16 protein-coding genes are annotated in these 16,799 nt (G+C 40.7%); 9 read left to right on the top strand and 7 right to left on the bottom strand.

The genetic code is table 11. From position 1 onward, the window contains the following. Positions 1-25 precede the first annotated feature (25 nt). Positions 26-1,180 carry a M28 family metallopeptidase gene (locus J4N22_RS06380; protein ID WP_242692078.1) on the top strand — a complete coding sequence of 385 codons (1,155 nt, stop codon included), beginning with the start codon at positions 26-28 and terminating at the stop codon, positions 1,178-1,180. Here J4N22_RS06380 and J4N22_RS06385 read toward each other — a convergent pair. Together J4N22_RS06385 and J4N22_RS06390 are read right to left on the bottom strand one after the other, a co-directional pair. Continuing rightward, positions 1,177-2,082: a ribonuclease Z gene (locus J4N22_RS06385; protein WP_207492951.1), complete on the bottom strand. Its 906-nt coding sequence runs from the start codon at positions 2,080-2,082 to the stop codon at positions 1,177-1,179. The two genes, J4N22_RS06380 and J4N22_RS06385, sit on opposite strands and share 4 nt — an antisense overlap. Before the next feature lie 124 nt (positions 2,083-2,206). Next, the gene (locus tag J4N22_RS06390; protein WP_207492952.1) at positions 2,207-2,608 is read right to left on the bottom strand and encodes an STAS domain-containing protein; all 402 of its coding nucleotides are present in this window, start codon (positions 2,606-2,608) and stop codon (positions 2,207-2,209) included. Between the two features lie 92 nt (positions 2,609-2,700). Between J4N22_RS06390 and J4N22_RS06395 the strand changes: the two genes are divergently transcribed. After that, positions 2,701-5,235, top strand: coding sequence for an ATP-dependent Clp protease ATP-binding subunit (locus J4N22_RS06395; protein WP_207492954.1), 2,535 nt, complete (start codon positions 2,701-2,703; stop codon positions 5,233-5,235). A 321-nt stretch (positions 5,236-5,556) separates the two neighbouring features. After that, positions 5,557-6,258, top strand: coding sequence for a (d)CMP kinase (gene cmk, locus J4N22_RS06400; RefSeq protein WP_207492956.1), 702 nt, complete (start codon positions 5,557-5,559; stop codon positions 6,256-6,258). On the opposite strand, the gene J4N22_RS06405 is transcribed toward cmk, so the two are convergent. Further along, positions 6,251-7,483, bottom strand: coding sequence for a 4-hydroxy-3-methylbut-2-enyl diphosphate reductase (locus J4N22_RS06405; RefSeq protein WP_207492958.1), 1,233 nt, complete (start codon positions 7,481-7,483; stop codon positions 6,251-6,253). The genes cmk and J4N22_RS06405 overlap by 8 nt on opposite strands. Positions 7,484-7,607: 124 nt before the next feature. Here J4N22_RS06405 and J4N22_RS06410 point away from each other — a divergent pair, with 124 nt between their 5' ends. Further along, the gene (locus J4N22_RS06410; protein WP_207492959.1) at positions 7,608-8,897 is read left to right on the top strand and encodes an alpha-amylase family glycosyl hydrolase; all 1,290 of its coding nucleotides are present in this window, start codon (positions 7,608-7,610) and stop codon (positions 8,895-8,897) included. Between the two features lie 62 nt (positions 8,898-8,959). On the opposite strand, the gene J4N22_RS06415 is transcribed toward J4N22_RS06410, so the two are convergent. Together J4N22_RS06415 and J4N22_RS06420 are read right to left on the bottom strand one after the other, a co-directional pair. Then, positions 8,960-10,477 (bottom strand): trypsin-like peptidase domain-containing protein, encoded by a 1,518-nt coding sequence (locus tag J4N22_RS06415; protein ID WP_342450923.1) that lies wholly within the window; start codon positions 10,475-10,477, stop codon positions 8,960-8,962. Between the two features lie 171 nt (positions 10,478-10,648). Beyond that, a complete protein-coding gene (locus J4N22_RS06420; protein ID WP_207492961.1) occupies positions 10,649-11,647 on the bottom strand; it encodes an aldehyde dehydrogenase family protein in 999 nt (332 codons plus the stop codon). Between the two features lie 62 nt (positions 11,648-11,709). Between J4N22_RS06420 and J4N22_RS06425 the strand changes: the two genes are divergently transcribed. Continuing rightward, positions 11,710-12,057 carry a 4Fe-4S dicluster domain-containing protein gene (locus tag J4N22_RS06425; RefSeq protein ID WP_207492963.1) on the top strand — a complete coding sequence of 116 codons (348 nt, stop codon included), beginning with the start codon at positions 11,710-11,712 and terminating at the stop codon, positions 12,055-12,057. Positions 12,058-12,229: 172 nt separating this feature from the next. Here J4N22_RS06425 and J4N22_RS06430 read toward each other — a convergent pair whose 3' ends face one another. Beyond that, a complete protein-coding gene (locus J4N22_RS06430; RefSeq protein WP_207492965.1) occupies positions 12,230-13,081 on the bottom strand; it encodes a DUF6089 family protein in 852 nt (283 codons plus the stop codon). A 216-nt stretch (positions 13,082-13,297) separates the two neighbouring features. On the opposite strand from J4N22_RS06430, the gene J4N22_RS06435 reads away from it, so the two are divergent. Together J4N22_RS06435 and pepE are read left to right on the top strand one after the other, a co-directional pair. Beyond that, positions 13,298-13,552, top strand: a complete 255-nt coding sequence (locus tag J4N22_RS06435) for a hypothetical protein (RefSeq protein ID WP_207492967.1) — start codon at positions 13,298-13,300, stop codon at positions 13,550-13,552. A gap of 101 nt (positions 13,553-13,653) precedes the next feature. Next, a complete protein-coding gene (gene pepE / locus J4N22_RS06440; protein WP_207492969.1) occupies positions 13,654-14,358 on the top strand; it encodes a dipeptidase PepE in 705 nt (234 codons plus the stop codon). Between the two features lie 103 nt (positions 14,359-14,461). On the opposite strand, the gene J4N22_RS06445 is transcribed toward pepE, so the two are convergent. Continuing rightward, positions 14,462-14,683: a YgaP family membrane protein gene (locus J4N22_RS06445; RefSeq protein ID WP_207492971.1), complete on the bottom strand. Its 222-nt coding sequence runs from the start codon at positions 14,681-14,683 to the stop codon at positions 14,462-14,464. Between the two features lie 285 nt (positions 14,684-14,968). On the opposite strand from J4N22_RS06445, the gene J4N22_RS06450 reads away from it, so the two are divergent. Further along, complete coding sequence (locus J4N22_RS06450; protein WP_207492973.1) at positions 14,969-15,994, top strand: enolase C-terminal domain-like protein; 1,026 nt, start codon at positions 14,969-14,971, stop codon at positions 15,992-15,994. A gap of 161 nt (positions 15,995-16,155) precedes the next feature. Continuing rightward, positions 16,156-16,725: an RNA polymerase sigma factor gene (locus J4N22_RS06455; protein ID WP_207492975.1), complete on the top strand. Its 570-nt coding sequence runs from the start codon at positions 16,156-16,158 to the stop codon at positions 16,723-16,725. Positions 16,726-16,799 lie beyond the last annotated feature (74 nt).

Genomic DNA, 16,799 nt, shown 5'->3' on the forward strand with positions numbered 1-16,799 from the left:
TATAACCAACTACCTAACCCATCTCATGAAGAAGTTTCTTCTCTTCCTGCTTTCCCTATTCAGCTTTACCCTGTCGCAAGCACAGGAAATGGTGTATGCAAGAAAACTCGTTGATACACTCACCTCGCCCTACTTCTGGGGAAGAGGATATACCAAAAATGGCATGGCAAAGGCAGCTGAATTCATAGCTGCTGAGATGAAAGAACTTGGATTGAAACCAATGAGCAATAAAGGCTACCTCCAGGAATTTTCTTTTCCCGTCAATGCATTTCCTGGTAAAATGGAAGTATCCATTAATGGAAAACTTCTGACACCCGGGAAAGATTTTATTGTATCACCAGATAGCAGAAGTGTGCGCACAAAAACTGCACTTCAGCAAAATGACTCCGTTACTTTTTTAGCAGCTGCAGATCGCCTTCTTGTTACTTTAGAAGATAAACTAACATGGTCAGTAGCGCCTGCACAGGCAGATTTCACGCATGTGATGATTGCTAAGAAGGTGCTGGATCAAAAGCCGGAGAATATTTCTATAAATGTAGATGCAAAGTTGTTTAACAGCTTCTCTGCATCCAATGTATGTGGGCTGGTAAAAGGCACTACTCAGCCTGATTCACTTATTGTTTTTACGGCACATTACGATCATTTAGGTGGCCTTGGTTCCGATACTTATTTCCCAGGTGCAAACGACAATGCCAGTGGTATTTCGCTTTTACTAAACCTGGCCAAATATTATGCTGCTAATCCTCAACCATACAGTATGGCTTTCATTGCTTTTGCTGGTGAAGAAGCAGGGCTGGTGGGTTCAAAGTTTTTCACCAACAATCCTTTGGTTCCTTTGAATTCCATCAGGTTCTTAATAAATGTTGATTTGGTTGGAACAGGTGAAGAAGGCATCACTGTAGTGAATGCCACAGAATATGTTCAGGAGTTCGCTCAGTTGAATAAGATCAATGATGAGTATAAGTTGCTTCAAAAAATAAATGCACGTGGTAAGGCTGCCAACAGCGATCATTACTGGTTTTCAGAGAAAGGCGTACCCGCTTTCTTTCTGTATACGCTTGGAGGAATAGCAGCTTACCATGATGTACATGATAAAGGAGCAACACTTCCTCTTACAGAGTTTATTGATGTAATGAAATTGGTAATAAAGTTCAATGAATGGCTAATGGGTAAGCACTAGTCGATCCTGTAGCTAACGCCCTCCAGTGCTAGTTCTGTATTAGGAAATACAGCTTGTGCTTCTTTGGCAAATTGGTCAAGATTTTCATATTTGCTGCTAAAGTGTCCTATCAAGAGTTTCTTAGCGTTTGCTTTTATGGCTATGTCGGCAGCTTGTGTTGTAGTAGAATGAAACCTCAAGTAAGCTCTGTCTTCCAGTTCCTTTAGGTAAGTGGTTTCATGATAGAGTAAGCTTACATCTTTTATTTTTTCAGCTATGGCAGGTGTATAGGCAGTATCTGCAGCATAAGCATAGCTACGTGCTGGTGCATTCTGTAAGGTTACTTCTTCATTTTTTATAACAGCACCTTCATTGGAAACAACGTCTTCTCCAAGTTTCAAACGTTCAAATGCTTCAGACTCCAGGTGGTATTTCTTGATGCTGTCTTTGTTAATCTTCCGTGGTGTTTTCTTTTCCCTGAAAACAAAACCCCAACATTCTATCCTATGATTTACTTTAAACGTCTCTACCGTATACCGGGGATCATCCACCAATAATTCTTCTTTAGTAAGCGGATGGAAATGCAGTTTGTATGGAAGTGTAGTATCGGCAGCTACTAGTATAGCATCAAGTATACCTTTCATAGCAGGAGGTGCAAACAAGTAAAGATCATTTTCTCTGCCTAGTAACCCCATGCTGGTGATGAGGCCAGGCAAACCAAAATAATGGTCGCCGTGCATGTGCGAAATAAAGATGTGATTAATGCGGCTCCTTTTGATCTTATAACGAGATAACTGCATTTGCGTGCCTTCACCACAATCTACTAAAAACTGGAACTGATCTAATGTAACCACCTGCGACGTAGGGTGCCTGTCATATGCTGGAAGCGCTGAGTTATTGCCTAGGATGGTTACGCCAAACATTAATTGAAATCTTTTTTCTTGCTAAAGTAAATCTTAGGAATTGGTTGTTGAGATTTATGCAACAACATTACCTTGTTGCAATATCAAATAAAAAAACCAAAAACCATTCGGCGAAAAAGAACGGTTAATCGTTTTTCGCAGGAAATTCACCATCGGTGCCATCCAGTAGTTCCCGTTCTATTTCTTCCATTTGAACGATATCCCAGGCTTCGCTTTCAGTGGGTGTAATGTTCATTACTTCCAGCAATTCTAATTCTTCAAGTTTTTGTTCTACTGGATCCTGGAGACCACATATAACAAAGGAAGCATTGTTTTCATAGAAGCTTTGTTGCAAACGTGCAAGTTGCTCTGCCGCATCATCATCAATAGCTGTCACCTCGTCTAGTTTCAATACCACGTTGGAGATCTCTTCATGTAGAAATTTCGTAACTACTTGGGCAAGGTCTGCTGCTATATTGGCAGCTATATTTTGATCGATTACTGTTATAACATGAAATTTCTCTTTGGTATCAATTTTGACCTGCATTAGATTAAAGTTTGATTAACAGGTGTGTATAAATGCTACACCTAAGGCTTCAAATTTATTCGTTATTATTGTATCAACGCAATTTAAACCTTATGGATAATAATTTTTCGGCCCAGGTAAAGGAGATCATTTCGTTCAGCAGGGAGGAAGCGCTCCGGCTGGGAAATGATTTCATTGGAACCGAACACTTACTGCTTGGTTTGATTCGTGAGGGTGAGAATACAGCTATCCGCATACTAAAAACATTGAATGTAGACCTGTATGAATTACGCAAAGAAGTAGAACTGGCAGTTAAAGATAAAACGGGCAAAAACATAGCAAACATAAACAGCTTGCCGCTTACTAAGCAGGCTGAAAAAGTTATACGTGTTACAGTACTCGAAGCTAAAGCTCTTAAAAGCCCGCTGGTAGAAACTGAGCACCTTATGCTTTCAATCCTAAAGAACAAAGAAAACATCGCAACACAAATTTTAAATCAATTTGATGTAGACTACGACATCTTTAGAAATGAATTAGGTATGGTAAGAAGCAATGACCCGCGCAGCGAGTACACTGAAGACAACGATGATGACTTTGATGAAGAAAGAAGAGGTTACTCTCAACAACAGAAAAGCAAGCAACAAAGCAATGCAAAAAGCAAAACGCCTGTGCTTGACAATTTTGGACGTGATATAACCAAATTGGCAGAAAGCGGATCTCTTGACCCAATTGTAGGTCGCGAAAAAGAGATTGAGCGTGTAAGCCAGATATTAAGTCGTCGTAAAAAGAATAACCCTATTCTTATTGGAGAACCTGGTGTGGGTAAAACAGCGATCGTTGAAGGTTTGGCCCTTCGCATCGTTCAGCGTAAGGTAAGCCGTGTACTTTTCGACAAGCGTGTAATTAGCCTTGACCTTGCTGCGCTGGTAGCCGGTACCAAGTACCGTGGCCAGTTTGAAGAAAGGATGAAAGCTATCATGAACGAATTGGAGAAGAACCGCGACGTAATTCTTTTCATCGATGAGATACACACAATTGTAGGTGCCGGTGGAGCGAGTGGTTCACTCGATGCTTCGAACATCTTTAAGCCAGCACTGGCTCGTGGAGAACTGCAATGCATTGGTGCTTCTACTTTGGATGAGTATCGCATGTACATTGAAAAGGATGGTGCGTTGGATCGTCGTTTCCAAAAGGTGATGGTAGATCCGCCTAGTGTAGATGAGACCATTCAAATTCTTACAAATATCCAGAGCAAATACGAGGATTACCACAGCGTATCTTACTCACCAGATGCTATTGAAGCATGTGTGAAGTTGAGTGACCGCTATATGACTGACAGGTTGCTGCCAGACAAAGCAATTGATGTGTTGGATGAAGTAGGTGCAAGAGTGCATTTGAAGAACATCAATGTGCCGGAAGAAATCCTGGAATTAGAGAAGAAAATAGAAGATATAAAACTGGAGAAAAACAAGGTTGTAAAAAGCCAGCGTTTTGAAGAAGCTGCTGCCCTTCGCGATACAGAAAAGCGATTGGGTGAAGCTTTGGAAAAAGCAAAACTCCAGTGGGAAGAAGAAAGCAAGAACAAGCGCTACCCGATAGATGATGAAGCCATTGCCGAAGTAGTAAGCATGATGACAGGTATACCTGTTAAGCGTATGGTGGAAGCCGAAACTGAAAAGCTTCGCCGTATGGGTGATGACATGAAAGGTATGGTGGTAGGACAACCTGAAGCCATTGAAAAAGTTACCAAAGCTATTCAACGTAACAGGGTAGGTCTAAAAGATCCAAAGAAGCCAATTGGTACCTTCATCTTCCTTGGTCCTACAGGTGTTGGTAAAACTGAGTTGGCACGTGCACTTGCCCGTTACATGTTCGACAGTGAAGATGCGCTTATCCGTATTGACATGAGTGAGTACATGGAGAAGTTTACCGTTAGCCGCTTAGTAGGTGCGCCTCCGGGTTATGTTGGATACGAAGAAGGTGGACAGCTTACTGAAAAAGTTCGCCGTAAGCCTTATAGTGTGGTACTGTTGGATGAGATTGAGAAAGCTCACCCGGATATTTACAACATCCTGCTACAGGTGCTTGACGATGGTCAACTGACAGATGGTCTGGGTAGAAAGATCGACTTCAAGAATACGTTGATCATCATGACCTCTAACATTGGTGTACGCCAGTTGAAGGAGTTCGGTGATGGAGTTGGATTTGCAACAGCAAGCAGAGTTCAGAATGCTGAAGAAAACAACAAAGCAGTTATTGAAAAAGCTTTGAAACGTACTTTCTCTCCAGAGTTCCTGAACCGTATTGATGATGTGGTGATTTTCAACTCTCTGACAAAAGAGAACATCTTCGAGATCATCGACATCCTGATGAAAGGAGTAATGAAGCGTTTGGCAGGATTAGGTTTCCATTTAGAAATCACATCAGAAGCTAAAGACTTCATTGCTGATAAAGGATACGATGTACAGTTTGGTGCTCGTCCTTTGCACAGGGCCATCCAGAAATACCTGGAAGATCCGTTAGCTGAAGAAATACTAAACATGAACGTGAAACATGGCGATCTTTTAGTTGCTGATTTAGATAAAGAGAATATGAAAATTTTCTTTACGCTAAAGGCAAAGCAGGAAGTAGAAGAGACAAAACCATAATTGTTCATTTATTGAAATAGAAACCACCCACACCGGGTGGTTTTTTTATTTAAAGCACATTCCACCATCATTCGCTGGGAAAGTTCTTCTACAGCAGCAGCTTCTTCATTCTTCTTCATAACTATGGGTGCAGTTGGCACATATATTACGTTTCTTGAGATAAGAAGGTGAAAGTTGGGTTACCAAAGGTAGAAGTACACAAGTAAGGCTAGTCAGTTGTGTTTAGTTAATAATAAGGGGTTTGCCATTACGGCAGCCCCTTTTTATTACTTTTTTTTTCAGGTAATTGTTGGCACTTTTGCAGTGTATATGGCACACCCCATGAAAAAGATCATCATTACCATCGACGGTTATTCATCTTGTGGAAAAAGTACCTTGGCCAAAGAATTGGCGAAAGAGCTGAATTATGTATTCCTTGATAGTGGTGCTATGTATCGTGCTATCACATTGTACTTTTTACGAAATCATATTGATTGGAATGATAAGGACGCAGTAGTTGAGGCGCTTCAGAACATTTCCATGGAGTTTATGTACAATAGGGAAACGAATGCCTGCGAGATGTTTTTGAATGACGAGAACGTGGAATGGTTGATAAGAGATATGCTGGTTGCTGAGAATGTTAGTGAGGTTGCTGCAGTTCGTGAAGTGCGTGAGTTTGCAGTAGCTCAACAAAGAAAGATGGGCAATGGGAAAGGGATAGTTATGGATGGAAGAGACATCGGTACTACTGTATTCCCAAAAGCGGAATTAAAGATCTTTTTAACTGCTGATCCTTCAGTAAGGGTGGAAAGGAGATTTAAAGAATTGTACGAACGCAATCCAAATATCACCATTGATGAAGTGAAAGCCAACCTTGAAATGCGTGATTATATTGACAGCAATCGCGAGTTTAGTCCACTGCGCCAGGCTAAGGATGCTATTGTGTTGGATAATTCTAATCTTACAGCTAAAGAACAATTGAAGACCGCCCTGAAGTTAGCTAAGGAAAAAATACAGGATCTTACAACAGCGGCAGCTAATTAGCTACCATCGTTGCTGTTATTTCCTCCATTGATTTTTCTGTTGAAAAATACGATACCAGTTTAGCTATCACATCTTCTACAACAGCATCAGGGCAACTAGCACCACTAGTTATTAGAACTTTTACCGGTTCTTCTTTAGGTAAATAATCTACCGAATGCAGTTCCTGCTTCGTATGAAAATTGAAATGAAGAATTTCTGTTGAAGACAAGATCTTATCTGCACTGCTGATGTAATAAGTTGGCAGTTTTTCTTCGCAAAGTTCTACCAGGTGGCTTGTATTGCTACTATTATATCCACCTACAACTATAGCAAGATGAGCATCCGTTTCTAATAAACCATACACTGCACTTTGATTATCATTAGTTGCATAGCATAGTGTATCGCGGGTATCAGCAAAATGTTGCTCTACATTCGTTTCATCCAGTTGGTAGTGGTTTATCATCACCTGTTTCAGGTAGTCACTTATAGCCTGCGTATCGCTGGCGAGCATAGTGGTTTGATTGATGACGCCAATTCGCTGCAGGTCCTTCTCTACATCAAATCCTTCTGAATAACGACCTCTGAATTCTTCGTAGAAATTTGCTGCAGGCTTTTCACCAGTGATGTATTTGGCAAGCTCCTGCGTCTCATTCATATCATTTACCACAACGGTAGGAGTATTGGCCGCGCTATGGCTAAAGGTAGCCCTTGTTTCTTCGTGTGAAGGTTTGCCGTGCACTACTATAGAATAGCCTTTCTGTGCAATCTGTTCGCCCCTGTTCCAAACCTTTTCTACAAACGGGCAGGTGGTGTTATATTTTTCTGTTTGAATTCCAATTGCGTTCAATCTTTCTTCAATGGCTAACGTGGTTCCAAATGCGGGAATAAGAACAATGTCATCTCCTGTCAGCTCATCCATATCAACCAGCTGGTTGCCTTTGGTATCTTGTAAAAAACGAACCCCACGCTCTTGCAGGTCAGCATTTACCTGCGGGTTGTGTATCATTTCGCTTAAAAGAAAAATGCGTCTTCCCGGATTTTCATCTACTGTTCTGAAAGCAATCTCAATGGCATTTTCTACCCCATAACAAAAACCAAAGTGTCGGGCAAGGTAAACCTGCACCGGGCCAAAATCAAGCAGGGTGGGAGTGAAGTCTTTTTTTAGTTTATCTGCTTTTTTCCGGTTATGCTTTATAGCACTTATAAGCTTGCTGCGGTAGTTGGTGGGAACGTTGAACTGCTTCATAGATGTATAACGGCTGCGAAGATACAAACTGGAGCAGGAATAGATATGTTAAGCTGTAATAGCCTATTTTTAAGCATACGATTGCTGCCGCTAAACCAAACACCTTCACTTAGACCTTTACATTATGTCAGGAAAATTCTCCACGCCAGGCTGGGCCGCAAGTTCAAATATTTACGAAGTCAACATTCGCCAATACACACCTGAAGGAACGTTGCAGGCTTTTGCGAGGCACCTACCGCGGTTGCAGCAAATGGGGGTAGAAATTTTGTGGTTCATGCCGCTGACACCTGTGAGCCTGGAGAAGCGACAGGGGAGTTTGGGTAGTTATTATGCCTGCAGCGACTATACATCTTTAAATCCGGATTATGGTACCAATGAAGATTTCCTTCAGCTGGTAAACCAGGCGCACGAACTGGGAATGAAGGTGCTGGTGGATATTGTGGCCAATCATACCGGGTATGATCATGTTTGGACAAAGGAGCATCCTGAATTTTATAAAAAGAACGAAGAAGGTGAATTCTTTGACAGCCACGGTTGGGTAGATGTTATTGACCTGGATTATGATAATGAAGAGGTGCACACTGCCATGGTTGACGTGATGAAGTTTTGGGTTCAGGAATTTGATGTGGATGGCTTTAGATGTGATATGGCTCACCTGGTGCCGCTGGAATTCTGGCAATCTGCACGCACTGAGCTTGATACTATCAAGCCTCTCTTTTGGTTAGCAGAAACAGAAGATGCATCCTATCACGAGGTATTCGATGCTTCTTTCACATGGAACTTCCTGCACCTGGTGGAGGATATGTACCGCGGGAATAAGTTTATTCCGGACCTCCTGCAAATGATAGATGATTATGCAGCTAATTTTCCTGCTGATGCTTACAGACTGTATTTCATTACCAATCATGATGAGAACTCGCACAGCGGAAGCGAATACGAGAGATTAGGTAACGCTGTAAGAGCTATCTGGATTTTGTGCGCAACATCTCTTAACAGCATTCCATTGATGTATAGTGGCCAGGAAATTCCCAACAAACGCAGGCTATTGTTTTTTGAAAAAGATCCAATTGATTGGTCAGGCCAGTGTATGCTAGCAGATTTCTACAAGACCTTATACGATTTAAGAAAAAGAAACTCTGCTTTGGCTGCTGGTGATCAAAATAACCAAATGGTGCTGGTGGAAACTACACTGGAAGGCAAAAATATACTTGCATATCTCAGGACCAATCATAAAGACTCAGTGCTTGTTTTACTCAATCTTTCTCATTCTTCAATGATCAAATTCAAGCTTACCAACCTGGTAGAAACAGGAAGGTATAGAAGTGTATGGTCAGGCCTTGAACTAGAAATAGATGAAGATACGCAATTTGAATTGCAGGCCTGGGAATACCTGGTGTATGAAAAACAGGATTAAGAAAATATGGATAATAAAAAAGACCAGTTGCCTGGTCTTTTTTATTGATATCAACTACTTGATTATTCGCTTAAGTTCAACTGGTAGCCATAGCTTGATTCATAGCCAGGATATACTCCTTCCAGCTTAACTGTTGATCCTTTAAATCTTTCTAGCGCTACTCTCAGATCATCAATATTTTTTATAAGAACACCGTTCACGCTGGTGATAGCATAACCTTCCTGGATCTTGGTTCGGCTAAGCAAACCACCTTCGTTGATCTTTTTGATAACAACTCCACCAGGTACATCGTAAGCGGCAGCTGTCTTCTTATCTAGCTCTGCTAGTTCAGCACCAAGTTTTTCTAATACAGTTTCTGTTTTTACAAGATTGGTATTACCTGCGCGGTTTTTAAGCGTAAGATTTGCCGTCATTTCTTTTCCATTACGTAAGAAAGTGACAGTGATCTTATCACCTGGCTTGTAGCGAGTTACCTGCTCTACCATTTCAGGGCCTGAAGTAACTCTTACGCCGTTAACCTTTGTTACAAAGTCGCCTTTTTTGATGCCCGCAGCAGACGCTGATCCTCCCGCAGGTGCATCAGATACAAATACACCTTCCGTATCTCTTATACCGTATTCTTTTTTCTGTTCTTCACTTATTCCTTCAGCGCTATATTCTATACCAAGGAAAGCACGTTGAACCGTACCAAACTTAACCAGGTCATTTACGATCTTTTTTACGATGTTCACTGGAATAGCATAGCTATATCCGGCATAACTACCGGTAGGAGAAGCAATGGCTGAATTTATGCCTATCAAATGACCATCGGTATTTATAAGAGCACCACCACTATTACCTGGATTAACTGCTGCGTCAGTTTGTAGGAAACTTTCAATAGGGCTATTGCTTTGGCGGCGATTTATACCAATTGATCTTGCTTTTGCACTGATGATACCTGCAGTTACCGTTACATCAAGCGTAAGAGGATAACCCACGGCAAGCACCCATTGTCCAAGTTTTACTTCATCACTATTGCCATACACCAGGTAAGGGAAATTCTTTCCTTCCACTTTCAAAACAGCAAGATCGCTACTTGGATCTGCGCCTACTAGTGTTGCTTTGTATGAGCGTTTGTTACTGAGTGTAATATTGATTTCATCGGCTCCATCAATTACGTGGTTGTTGGTAACAATATATCCGTCGTCGCTAACAAATACACCACTGCCACTTGCACGCTGTTCAGGTATTACCCTTGTGCTTGGGCCATTGAAGAATTCGTCAAACATATCATCTCCGAAAAGATCAGAGAATGGGCTTCTGCGCCGTGGTAAATTGTTGGGGTTTGTTACCTGGCGCGCTTTCGTTTTTGTTTTGATGTGTACTACCGCAGGAGTGGCAGCAACAGAAGCGGCTGTAAAATCTACAGCTCCGGGTACACGGTTATTGTCAAAAAATCCTGCATAATTGACAGGAAGCTTACCACCATCCTGGATGCTTGAGGTTTCATGTCCAAACCAATTGTTGTAGCTCCAAACACTCAAGAATGCTGTAGCAGAGCTAATTAGCACAATGAGTAAAAGGTTTTTGAGTTTCATCATGTATTGCTTTTAGAATTAGTAGTCAAATAATATGCCTTATGAAGCAAACTAAACATTGCGTACAATCATTTGATAATCATTATTTCCATTTAACAAAAAATTGACGAAGCTTCTCGTAGAAGAGTTGTTCCCGTATAAGATTTCTCAATCACAAATTGCAGCGATATATAGCTACATGTTCATCAGGAATTGCATAGTATCAACACCATCTGCATAATCCTTTAGTGTAGGTTTTTGAGCCAGGCCAAATGGAATTGCATTTTTACCTACTATACACTGTACATCATTATTTTGTTGAAGTTCATGGAGTACAGTTTCTTTTGATTGGTAGAACTCAAAATTTACCTGGCTGACGGCCGTAAAAATAGAGGTGGCTTCATTAAGCAAGATGCTGCCATTGGTCATGTAGAACTTCCTACCCATCATCAGCAGGGCTAGCTGGTAATCGTAATTATTCTTGTACTTATGAAAGTCGTTGTAGTAGTCATACTTATTCAGCGCCTGTAGGAGAGGCTCGAAATTGTAACCTTCAGGCACATACAGTTTGGTTACATTCCTGCATCCCAGGCCAAAGTACATTTGAATATCTGTTGCAAGCAGGTCCAGTTCTTCAGGTCTTTCATTGCCTTGCAGCACTGCCACACTGGTGCGGTTTCGCCTTATTATGTTCGGGTACTTTCCAAAATAATAATCGAAGTAGCGGCCTGTGTTATTGCTTCCTGTTGCTATGTATGCATCACATCCTTTCAGTGTTTCGGCAAAAGAGATATAGTTCTGCACCACTATTTCCATTTGGTACATCTTCTTTACCAGGTGGCGGATCAAAACATCGTCTTTAGCCGAAAGCTTGATGACCTGGTAGTGCCCACTTATAAAAATGCATAGCATATCATGAAAGCCAACCATTGGAATGTTGCCAGCCATTACCAAACCCACTGTTCGGGGATTGTCATTTTCTTCCGGCACTTTATACTCGGTGGCCCATGCCTCAAGTTTACTTCTATCTAAAAATTCTGTTGCTATATTTTCAGCCGCTGTATCGATAAATTCAGGGATGAACCATGGATTGGAACGTGTGGCCAGCTCTTTAGCATGCTGCCAATCTTCGGTATTATCTTTTATATATTTCCCAAGTTCAACCAGCAGCTCAATTCGTTGTTGTAGAGTCATTATCCAAGCTGTATTTTTGCGAGCAAAAGTACATTGATTTAAACCGAATAAACCGAAACACTATGGCGATAAAAATAACAGAAGAATGTATTAACTGCGGAGCTTGTGAACCAGAATGCCCTAATAATGCAATATATGAAGGTGGGGTAGAATGGGCAATGAGCGATGGCACCGCAGTAAAAGGAACTTTTACTTTAATGGATGGAACAGTAGTAGAGGCAGGTGAAAGATTGTCACCAATAGCAGTTGATACTTATTACATTACTCCCAATAAATGTACAGAGTGCCAGGGCTTTCACGAAGAGCCTCAATGTGCCGCTGTATGCCCGGTAGATTGTTGTGTTCCTGATGAAATGTACCAGGAAACAGTAGAAGAGCTAATGGCGAAAAAAGAGAAACTGCACATTTAATTTGTGCAAAACTTCAGACAGCTTTACTTGCACTCTGCAGCAGGAAGTTTTATTTTAGAAGAAGAATTCAAAATACTTGTTGCTGGGAACGGCAACACTGTAACAAGCGGGTGATATTTCCCGTTAGAGGGTGGAGGGCGTACCTCCACCCTTGTTTATGTAGAGTTTCTTTTTACCAAAGCCTTGAAGGGCAGCCTAGTCCTTTATATCCTCCTCCGGATGCCTCAAACCAATTTAAGCGGAATATCAACCTGATCTGTCCGAAATAGTAGTAGTCTTTATAAACCGAACCTCCACGCTTTTCTCCTTCTTGTGGGTATTCAAGTGGATTATGCTGTCTTTCATCACCTCTAAATGCAAATTGTACTGACCGGGGACCATATGCAGCTAATAGAGCATCTCTATCAGCATAAGTTTTGCTTACATCATCCAGGTAATCGGTAAAGATTTTGCGAAACCCTAATTCAGCTCCCACATGTACATCTTCAGAAAGTGCATATTTAACACCAAATCCTAAAGGAATATTAAGTTGAGTAGTTTTATACGGCCTCCTATCCGGAAACTGTGCTAAACCCTGGCCTTCGGTACGAAGTGGTTGAAGAAAGACTTTGGTTCCATTTATATCATAGGTATAGGGATTGAAAGAAAAAGCGCCTATACCTGCAAAAGCATAAGGAGTCCAGTTGGTGCTTGAAATATCCAGCACATTATACTCAGCAACAAGTTTCAGTTCAGAAATATTAGACTCGAAATTAAGATTACGTCCAATTGTTTCTATACTATTAACTAGTTTATCATCAGCACCAATTTGTCCATGGGAGAAATCGGTTCTGACTGAAAATCTTTCTGAGAATTGGTAGGTGGCTCCTAAAGATAAAACTCCTCGTGCCTGGTTGGTTGTGATGGCTCTTTGTTGTATGTCTCCGCTGTAGTTAGCAAGACCTGCTCCAATATGAAACTGGAACGATTGGCTCATAGCATTGGTCGCACATAATAGTAGTGAAACCATGAAAGTGGTTCTCATAAAAATATTGGTTGTGGTGAAGGATAATGGAGGGTAGGACTATGAACAAACCACGAACGTAAAACAAGTTGTTTTATTGTACTTCATACCACTTTTATCAAAAGTTATCTTCTACATGACTTTAAGAGCTTGAGTATTTATCTAACAATTACAGTTGGTAATAGTAGATAGATAGTAATTTGGCTTTATCTATTCTTCATGTAATAACACTGCAGCATGACCACATTTAAAAGCTTTGAAGTTCCACCACTTGAGTTTCAATACGCAGTAAAGAAACCTATTCCTATCCGTTGCATCCAGATCAATGAACCATTTAAAGTAGAGACTATGGAAGGGCCTTACATGGGTAAGGCTGGAGATTACCTGATGGTTGGTGTAAAGGGAGAAATGTATCCTTGTGATAAGGAAGTATTTGAAGAGACATATGAATTTGTAAGTGATCTATCCAATAGGAGTGAGAACCGGATATAGAACTTGCCGCACTTCTGCATCATCAGTTGTTCTGTATTTCAAGTGCACGTTTAGATGTCAATTATCTACTTTCTTTGCAATTCATTTTTTGAAGAAGAGATATGCAAGTACTAGCTTTTAGTAGTTCCAGGTTAGGGAAATCAACTTATTTAGAAACGGTGGTTCCTGAGGTGATCAACAGCCTGGGAAACAAATCTTACAAGGTGGCCTTTATACCTTTCGCCTCAGTAGGTAGCTACAACGATTACAGGCAGATGGTAGCGGATGCATTTGCCAGTACAGAATATCAGATACAAGTTGTACTACCCGAAACTGCTTTCGAACAAATAGAGAATGCAGATATCATAATGGTTGGGGGTGGAAATACTTTCAAGTTGTTGCACCACTTATACCATTACAATGTCCTGGAACTGATTAAATCAAAAGTGAGATCGGGAACACCTTATGTTGGTTGGAGTGCAGGCTCAAACATAACCGGGCTCAGTATCTGTACCACCAATGATATGCCTATTCTTGAACCGCAGTCATTCAAAGCATTTTCTTTTTTTCCGTTCCAGATAAACCCTCACTACATCAACATAATACTTGAAGGACATAATGGTGAAACCCGGGACCAGCGATTAACGGAGTTTGCCGTTGTGAACCGGCAGGTGCCTGTGGTATGTTTGCCTGAAGGAACAGCCCTTTCTTTTAATGCAGGTAAACTGTTATATAAAGGAGACTTTACAGGAATGATCTTATCAGCAGATGCAGATGGGAATGTTACAAAAAAAGAAGTGCAGCCTGGAACAGATCTTACCTATTAGCTTGATAGGTAAAAAAGAAAAACCCCTCCGGTTGTGAAGGGGATACCCGTTGTTACATTGGTTATTATAGAATGCGTGGATTTTAAATTTTTTGTTAGCCCTTTCAATTTTCATGTTCGTGTTCGGCATGTTCACATGTATTAATACCGAAGATGGTGTAGACTGGACATACGCCGAGAAAAGCAGTTCCTACAAACGAACCTGAAATAAAAAGTAATGCTGTTGCAAGATTGCCTTCAATTGCATTTGTGTAGTACAAGATAACAATCAGGCAGGCCATCATTAGTCGTACAATTTTGTCATTGGTTCCAATATTTTTTTTCATAACAATTGTTTTAAAAGAAGGATGCGATGCCTGTTGCAAGTCTTGATGCTTTCTGCATTGCATCCTCCTGGTGATGCTTTAACTATAGCAAAATAAACGGAAACGTATGCGTTAGGTGATGATTGATATCAAGTAGAAAGACTTATGTAGCTGATCTTCATCAGGGAGATAACTTCAAGGAACTTAGCCTATTATAAAGCCGCTTTTAAAGAGAGGTAAATGCTTTAATCAACTGCAAGTGGAGGGGGTGTAGTGGGTTGTATCTTTGTAAAAATTACAGCTACCGTGAATCTATATTTTTGGTCACACAACCTGCCTTTCAAACATCCATTTACTATTTCATCCGGTACAAAAACTCACCAGCCTACACTTATTGTAGCACTCCAACTAGGATCTTATGTTGGCTTTGGTGAGGCACCTGCTATCAACTACTATAACATCACAGTAGAACAAATGATAGCTGATCTTAATGCCAAGCAGAAGTTTGTCGAAAAGTTTGCGCTCACTGATCCTGAGCGATATTGGCACTATTTACATCATTTGTTTCCTGCTAATCCTTTTCTTGTATGTGCACTTGATATGGCGGGGTGGGACTTGTGGGGCAAGATGAAGGGATTGCCTATCTACAAGATGTTTCAGACACCGATGGATAATCTTCCTGCAACAGATTATACCATAGGAATAGATACCATTGAAAACATGTTGGCGAAGATCGATGAAAAGCCTTGGCCTATCTATAAGATCAAAATGGGAATTGAGAACGATATTGATTTGCTGCATGCTATACGAAAACATACTTCTTCCAAAATTAGAGTAGATGTTAATGGAGGTTGGACAACAGATGAAGCATTAAGAAAACTGCCTCTTCTTGCAGATATGGATGTAGAACTGGTAGAGCAGCCATTACATAAAGACAACTGGGAAGGCATGAAAAAATTGATGGAGGTTTCTCAAGTGCCGCTTATAGCTGATGAAAGTTGTGTTTTTGAAAGTGATGTAGAAAAATGCGTAGGCCACTTTCATGGCATCAACATCAAATTAACCAAGTGCAGTGGGATTACACCTGCACGCAGAATGATAGCATCCGCTCAGGCAAAAAGGCTGCAAATAATGATGGGTTCTATGAATGAAACTTCTATTGGATCTGCAGCAATTGTACATTTTCTTCCACAACTAAAATATGTTGATGTTGATGGTCCTTTGCTGTTGGCGCACGATTTAGCTACAGGATTACAATATGATAATGGTCAGGTAACAATTTCTTCATCTCCAGGACTAGGTATTGCACCTAATGCTGCTGATTTTCATTAAATTTAGATATAGCTTTATTTTTGTTTTCCAAGATTGGGAACGGGTTTCCTAACGGTGGATGTTGTGAAAGATGACTATTGTCATTATTCCTGATAATCAATCACTTACGTTTTGGCACTAATCTGGCTATAACGGAAATGCAACTTAAACTACTATATTGTATGAATGGAACCTTTACACTCACCCAAAACCAACTGCTTGAGAGTTGTATTTCAGGAAATCGTAAAAGCCAAAAAGAGCTTTACGATCAATACGCTCCTAAGATGTTTGCTGTTTGTCTTCGCTACGCGAAAAACCAAATGGATGCCGAAGACATCCTTCAAGATGGTTTCGTAAAACTTTTTAACAACCTGCACCGTTTTCGTGGTGAAGGCTCTTTTGACGGATGGGTTAGAAGAATTTTTGTGAACACCGCTATTGAGCACATTCGCCGTAAGAACTTAAATACTACTGTAAGTGAAGGATTAGAAAACACAGTAGTTGATAAGCATAAGAACGCTCTTGATAATCTTTACGAAAAAGATATCCTGAAAACAGCAAGGACTTTAAGCGATGGCTACCGTACCGTATTCAATCTTTATGCAGTGGAGGGGTTCTCTCATAAAGAAATAGCGGCTCAATTAGGTATCACAGAAAGTACCAGTAAATCACAGTTTTCAAGGGCTAAAGCTATCCTGCGCAATATGCTGCAGAACACGCATAGAAAACCTTTACAGGTAGCTGCGAGCTAATCTTACTGATAATAATAATTTGTTGAAATGGCTTCCCTAGAGGAAGCCATTTTTGCATATGTAGAAGTTCTTAA

This window comes from Aridibaculum aurantiacum, from assembly GCF_017355875.1.
GTDB classification, from domain to species: Bacteria; Bacteroidota; Bacteroidia; order Chitinophagales; family Chitinophagaceae; genus Segetibacter; species Segetibacter aurantiacus.

Bases quoted from the DNA above. Each gene is read 5' to 3' on its own strand.
- pepE (WP_207492969.1), top strand. From the start codon at position 13,654: ATGCAAGTACTAGCTTTTAGTAGTTCCAGGTTAGGGAAATCAACTTAT.
- J4N22_RS06420 (WP_207492961.1), bottom strand. From the start codon at position 11,647: ATGACTCTACAACAACGAATTGAGCTGCTGGTTGAACTTGGGAAATAT.
- J4N22_RS06455 (WP_207492975.1), top strand. From the start codon at position 16,156: ATGAATGGAACCTTTACACTCACCCAAAACCAACTGCTTGAGAGTTGT.
- J4N22_RS06430 (WP_207492965.1), bottom strand. From the start codon at position 13,081: ATGAGAACCACTTTCATGGTTTCACTACTATTATGTGCGACCAATGCT.
- J4N22_RS06425 (WP_207492963.1), top strand. From the start codon at position 11,710: ATGGCGATAAAAATAACAGAAGAATGTATTAACTGCGGAGCTTGTGAA.
- J4N22_RS06395 (WP_207492954.1), top strand. From the start codon at position 2,701: ATGGATAATAATTTTTCGGCCCAGGTAAAGGAGATCATTTCGTTCAGC.
- J4N22_RS06380 (WP_242692078.1), top strand. From the start codon at position 26: ATGAAGAAGTTTCTTCTCTTCCTGCTTTCCCTATTCAGCTTTACCCTG.
- cmk (WP_207492956.1), top strand. From the start codon at position 5,557: ATGAAAAAGATCATCATTACCATCGACGGTTATTCATCTTGTGGAAAA.
- J4N22_RS06390 (WP_207492952.1), bottom strand. From the start codon at position 2,608: ATGCAGGTCAAAATTGATACCAAAGAGAAATTTCATGTTATAACAGTA.
- J4N22_RS06445 (WP_207492971.1), bottom strand. From the start codon at position 14,683: ATGAAAAAAAATATTGGAACCAATGACAAAATTGTACGACTAATGATG.
- J4N22_RS06435 (WP_207492967.1), top strand. From the start codon at position 13,298: ATGACCACATTTAAAAGCTTTGAAGTTCCACCACTTGAGTTTCAATAC.
- J4N22_RS06385 (WP_207492951.1), bottom strand. From the start codon at position 2,082: ATGTTTGGCGTAACCATCCTAGGCAATAACTCAGCGCTTCCAGCATAT.
- J4N22_RS06410 (WP_207492959.1), top strand. From the start codon at position 7,608: ATGTCAGGAAAATTCTCCACGCCAGGCTGGGCCGCAAGTTCAAATATT.
- J4N22_RS06415 (WP_342450923.1), bottom strand. From the start codon at position 10,477: ATGATGAAACTCAAAAACCTTTTACTCATTGTGCTAATTAGCTCTGCT.
- J4N22_RS06405 (WP_207492958.1), bottom strand. From the start codon at position 7,483: ATGAAGCAGTTCAACGTTCCCACCAACTACCGCAGCAAGCTTATAAGT.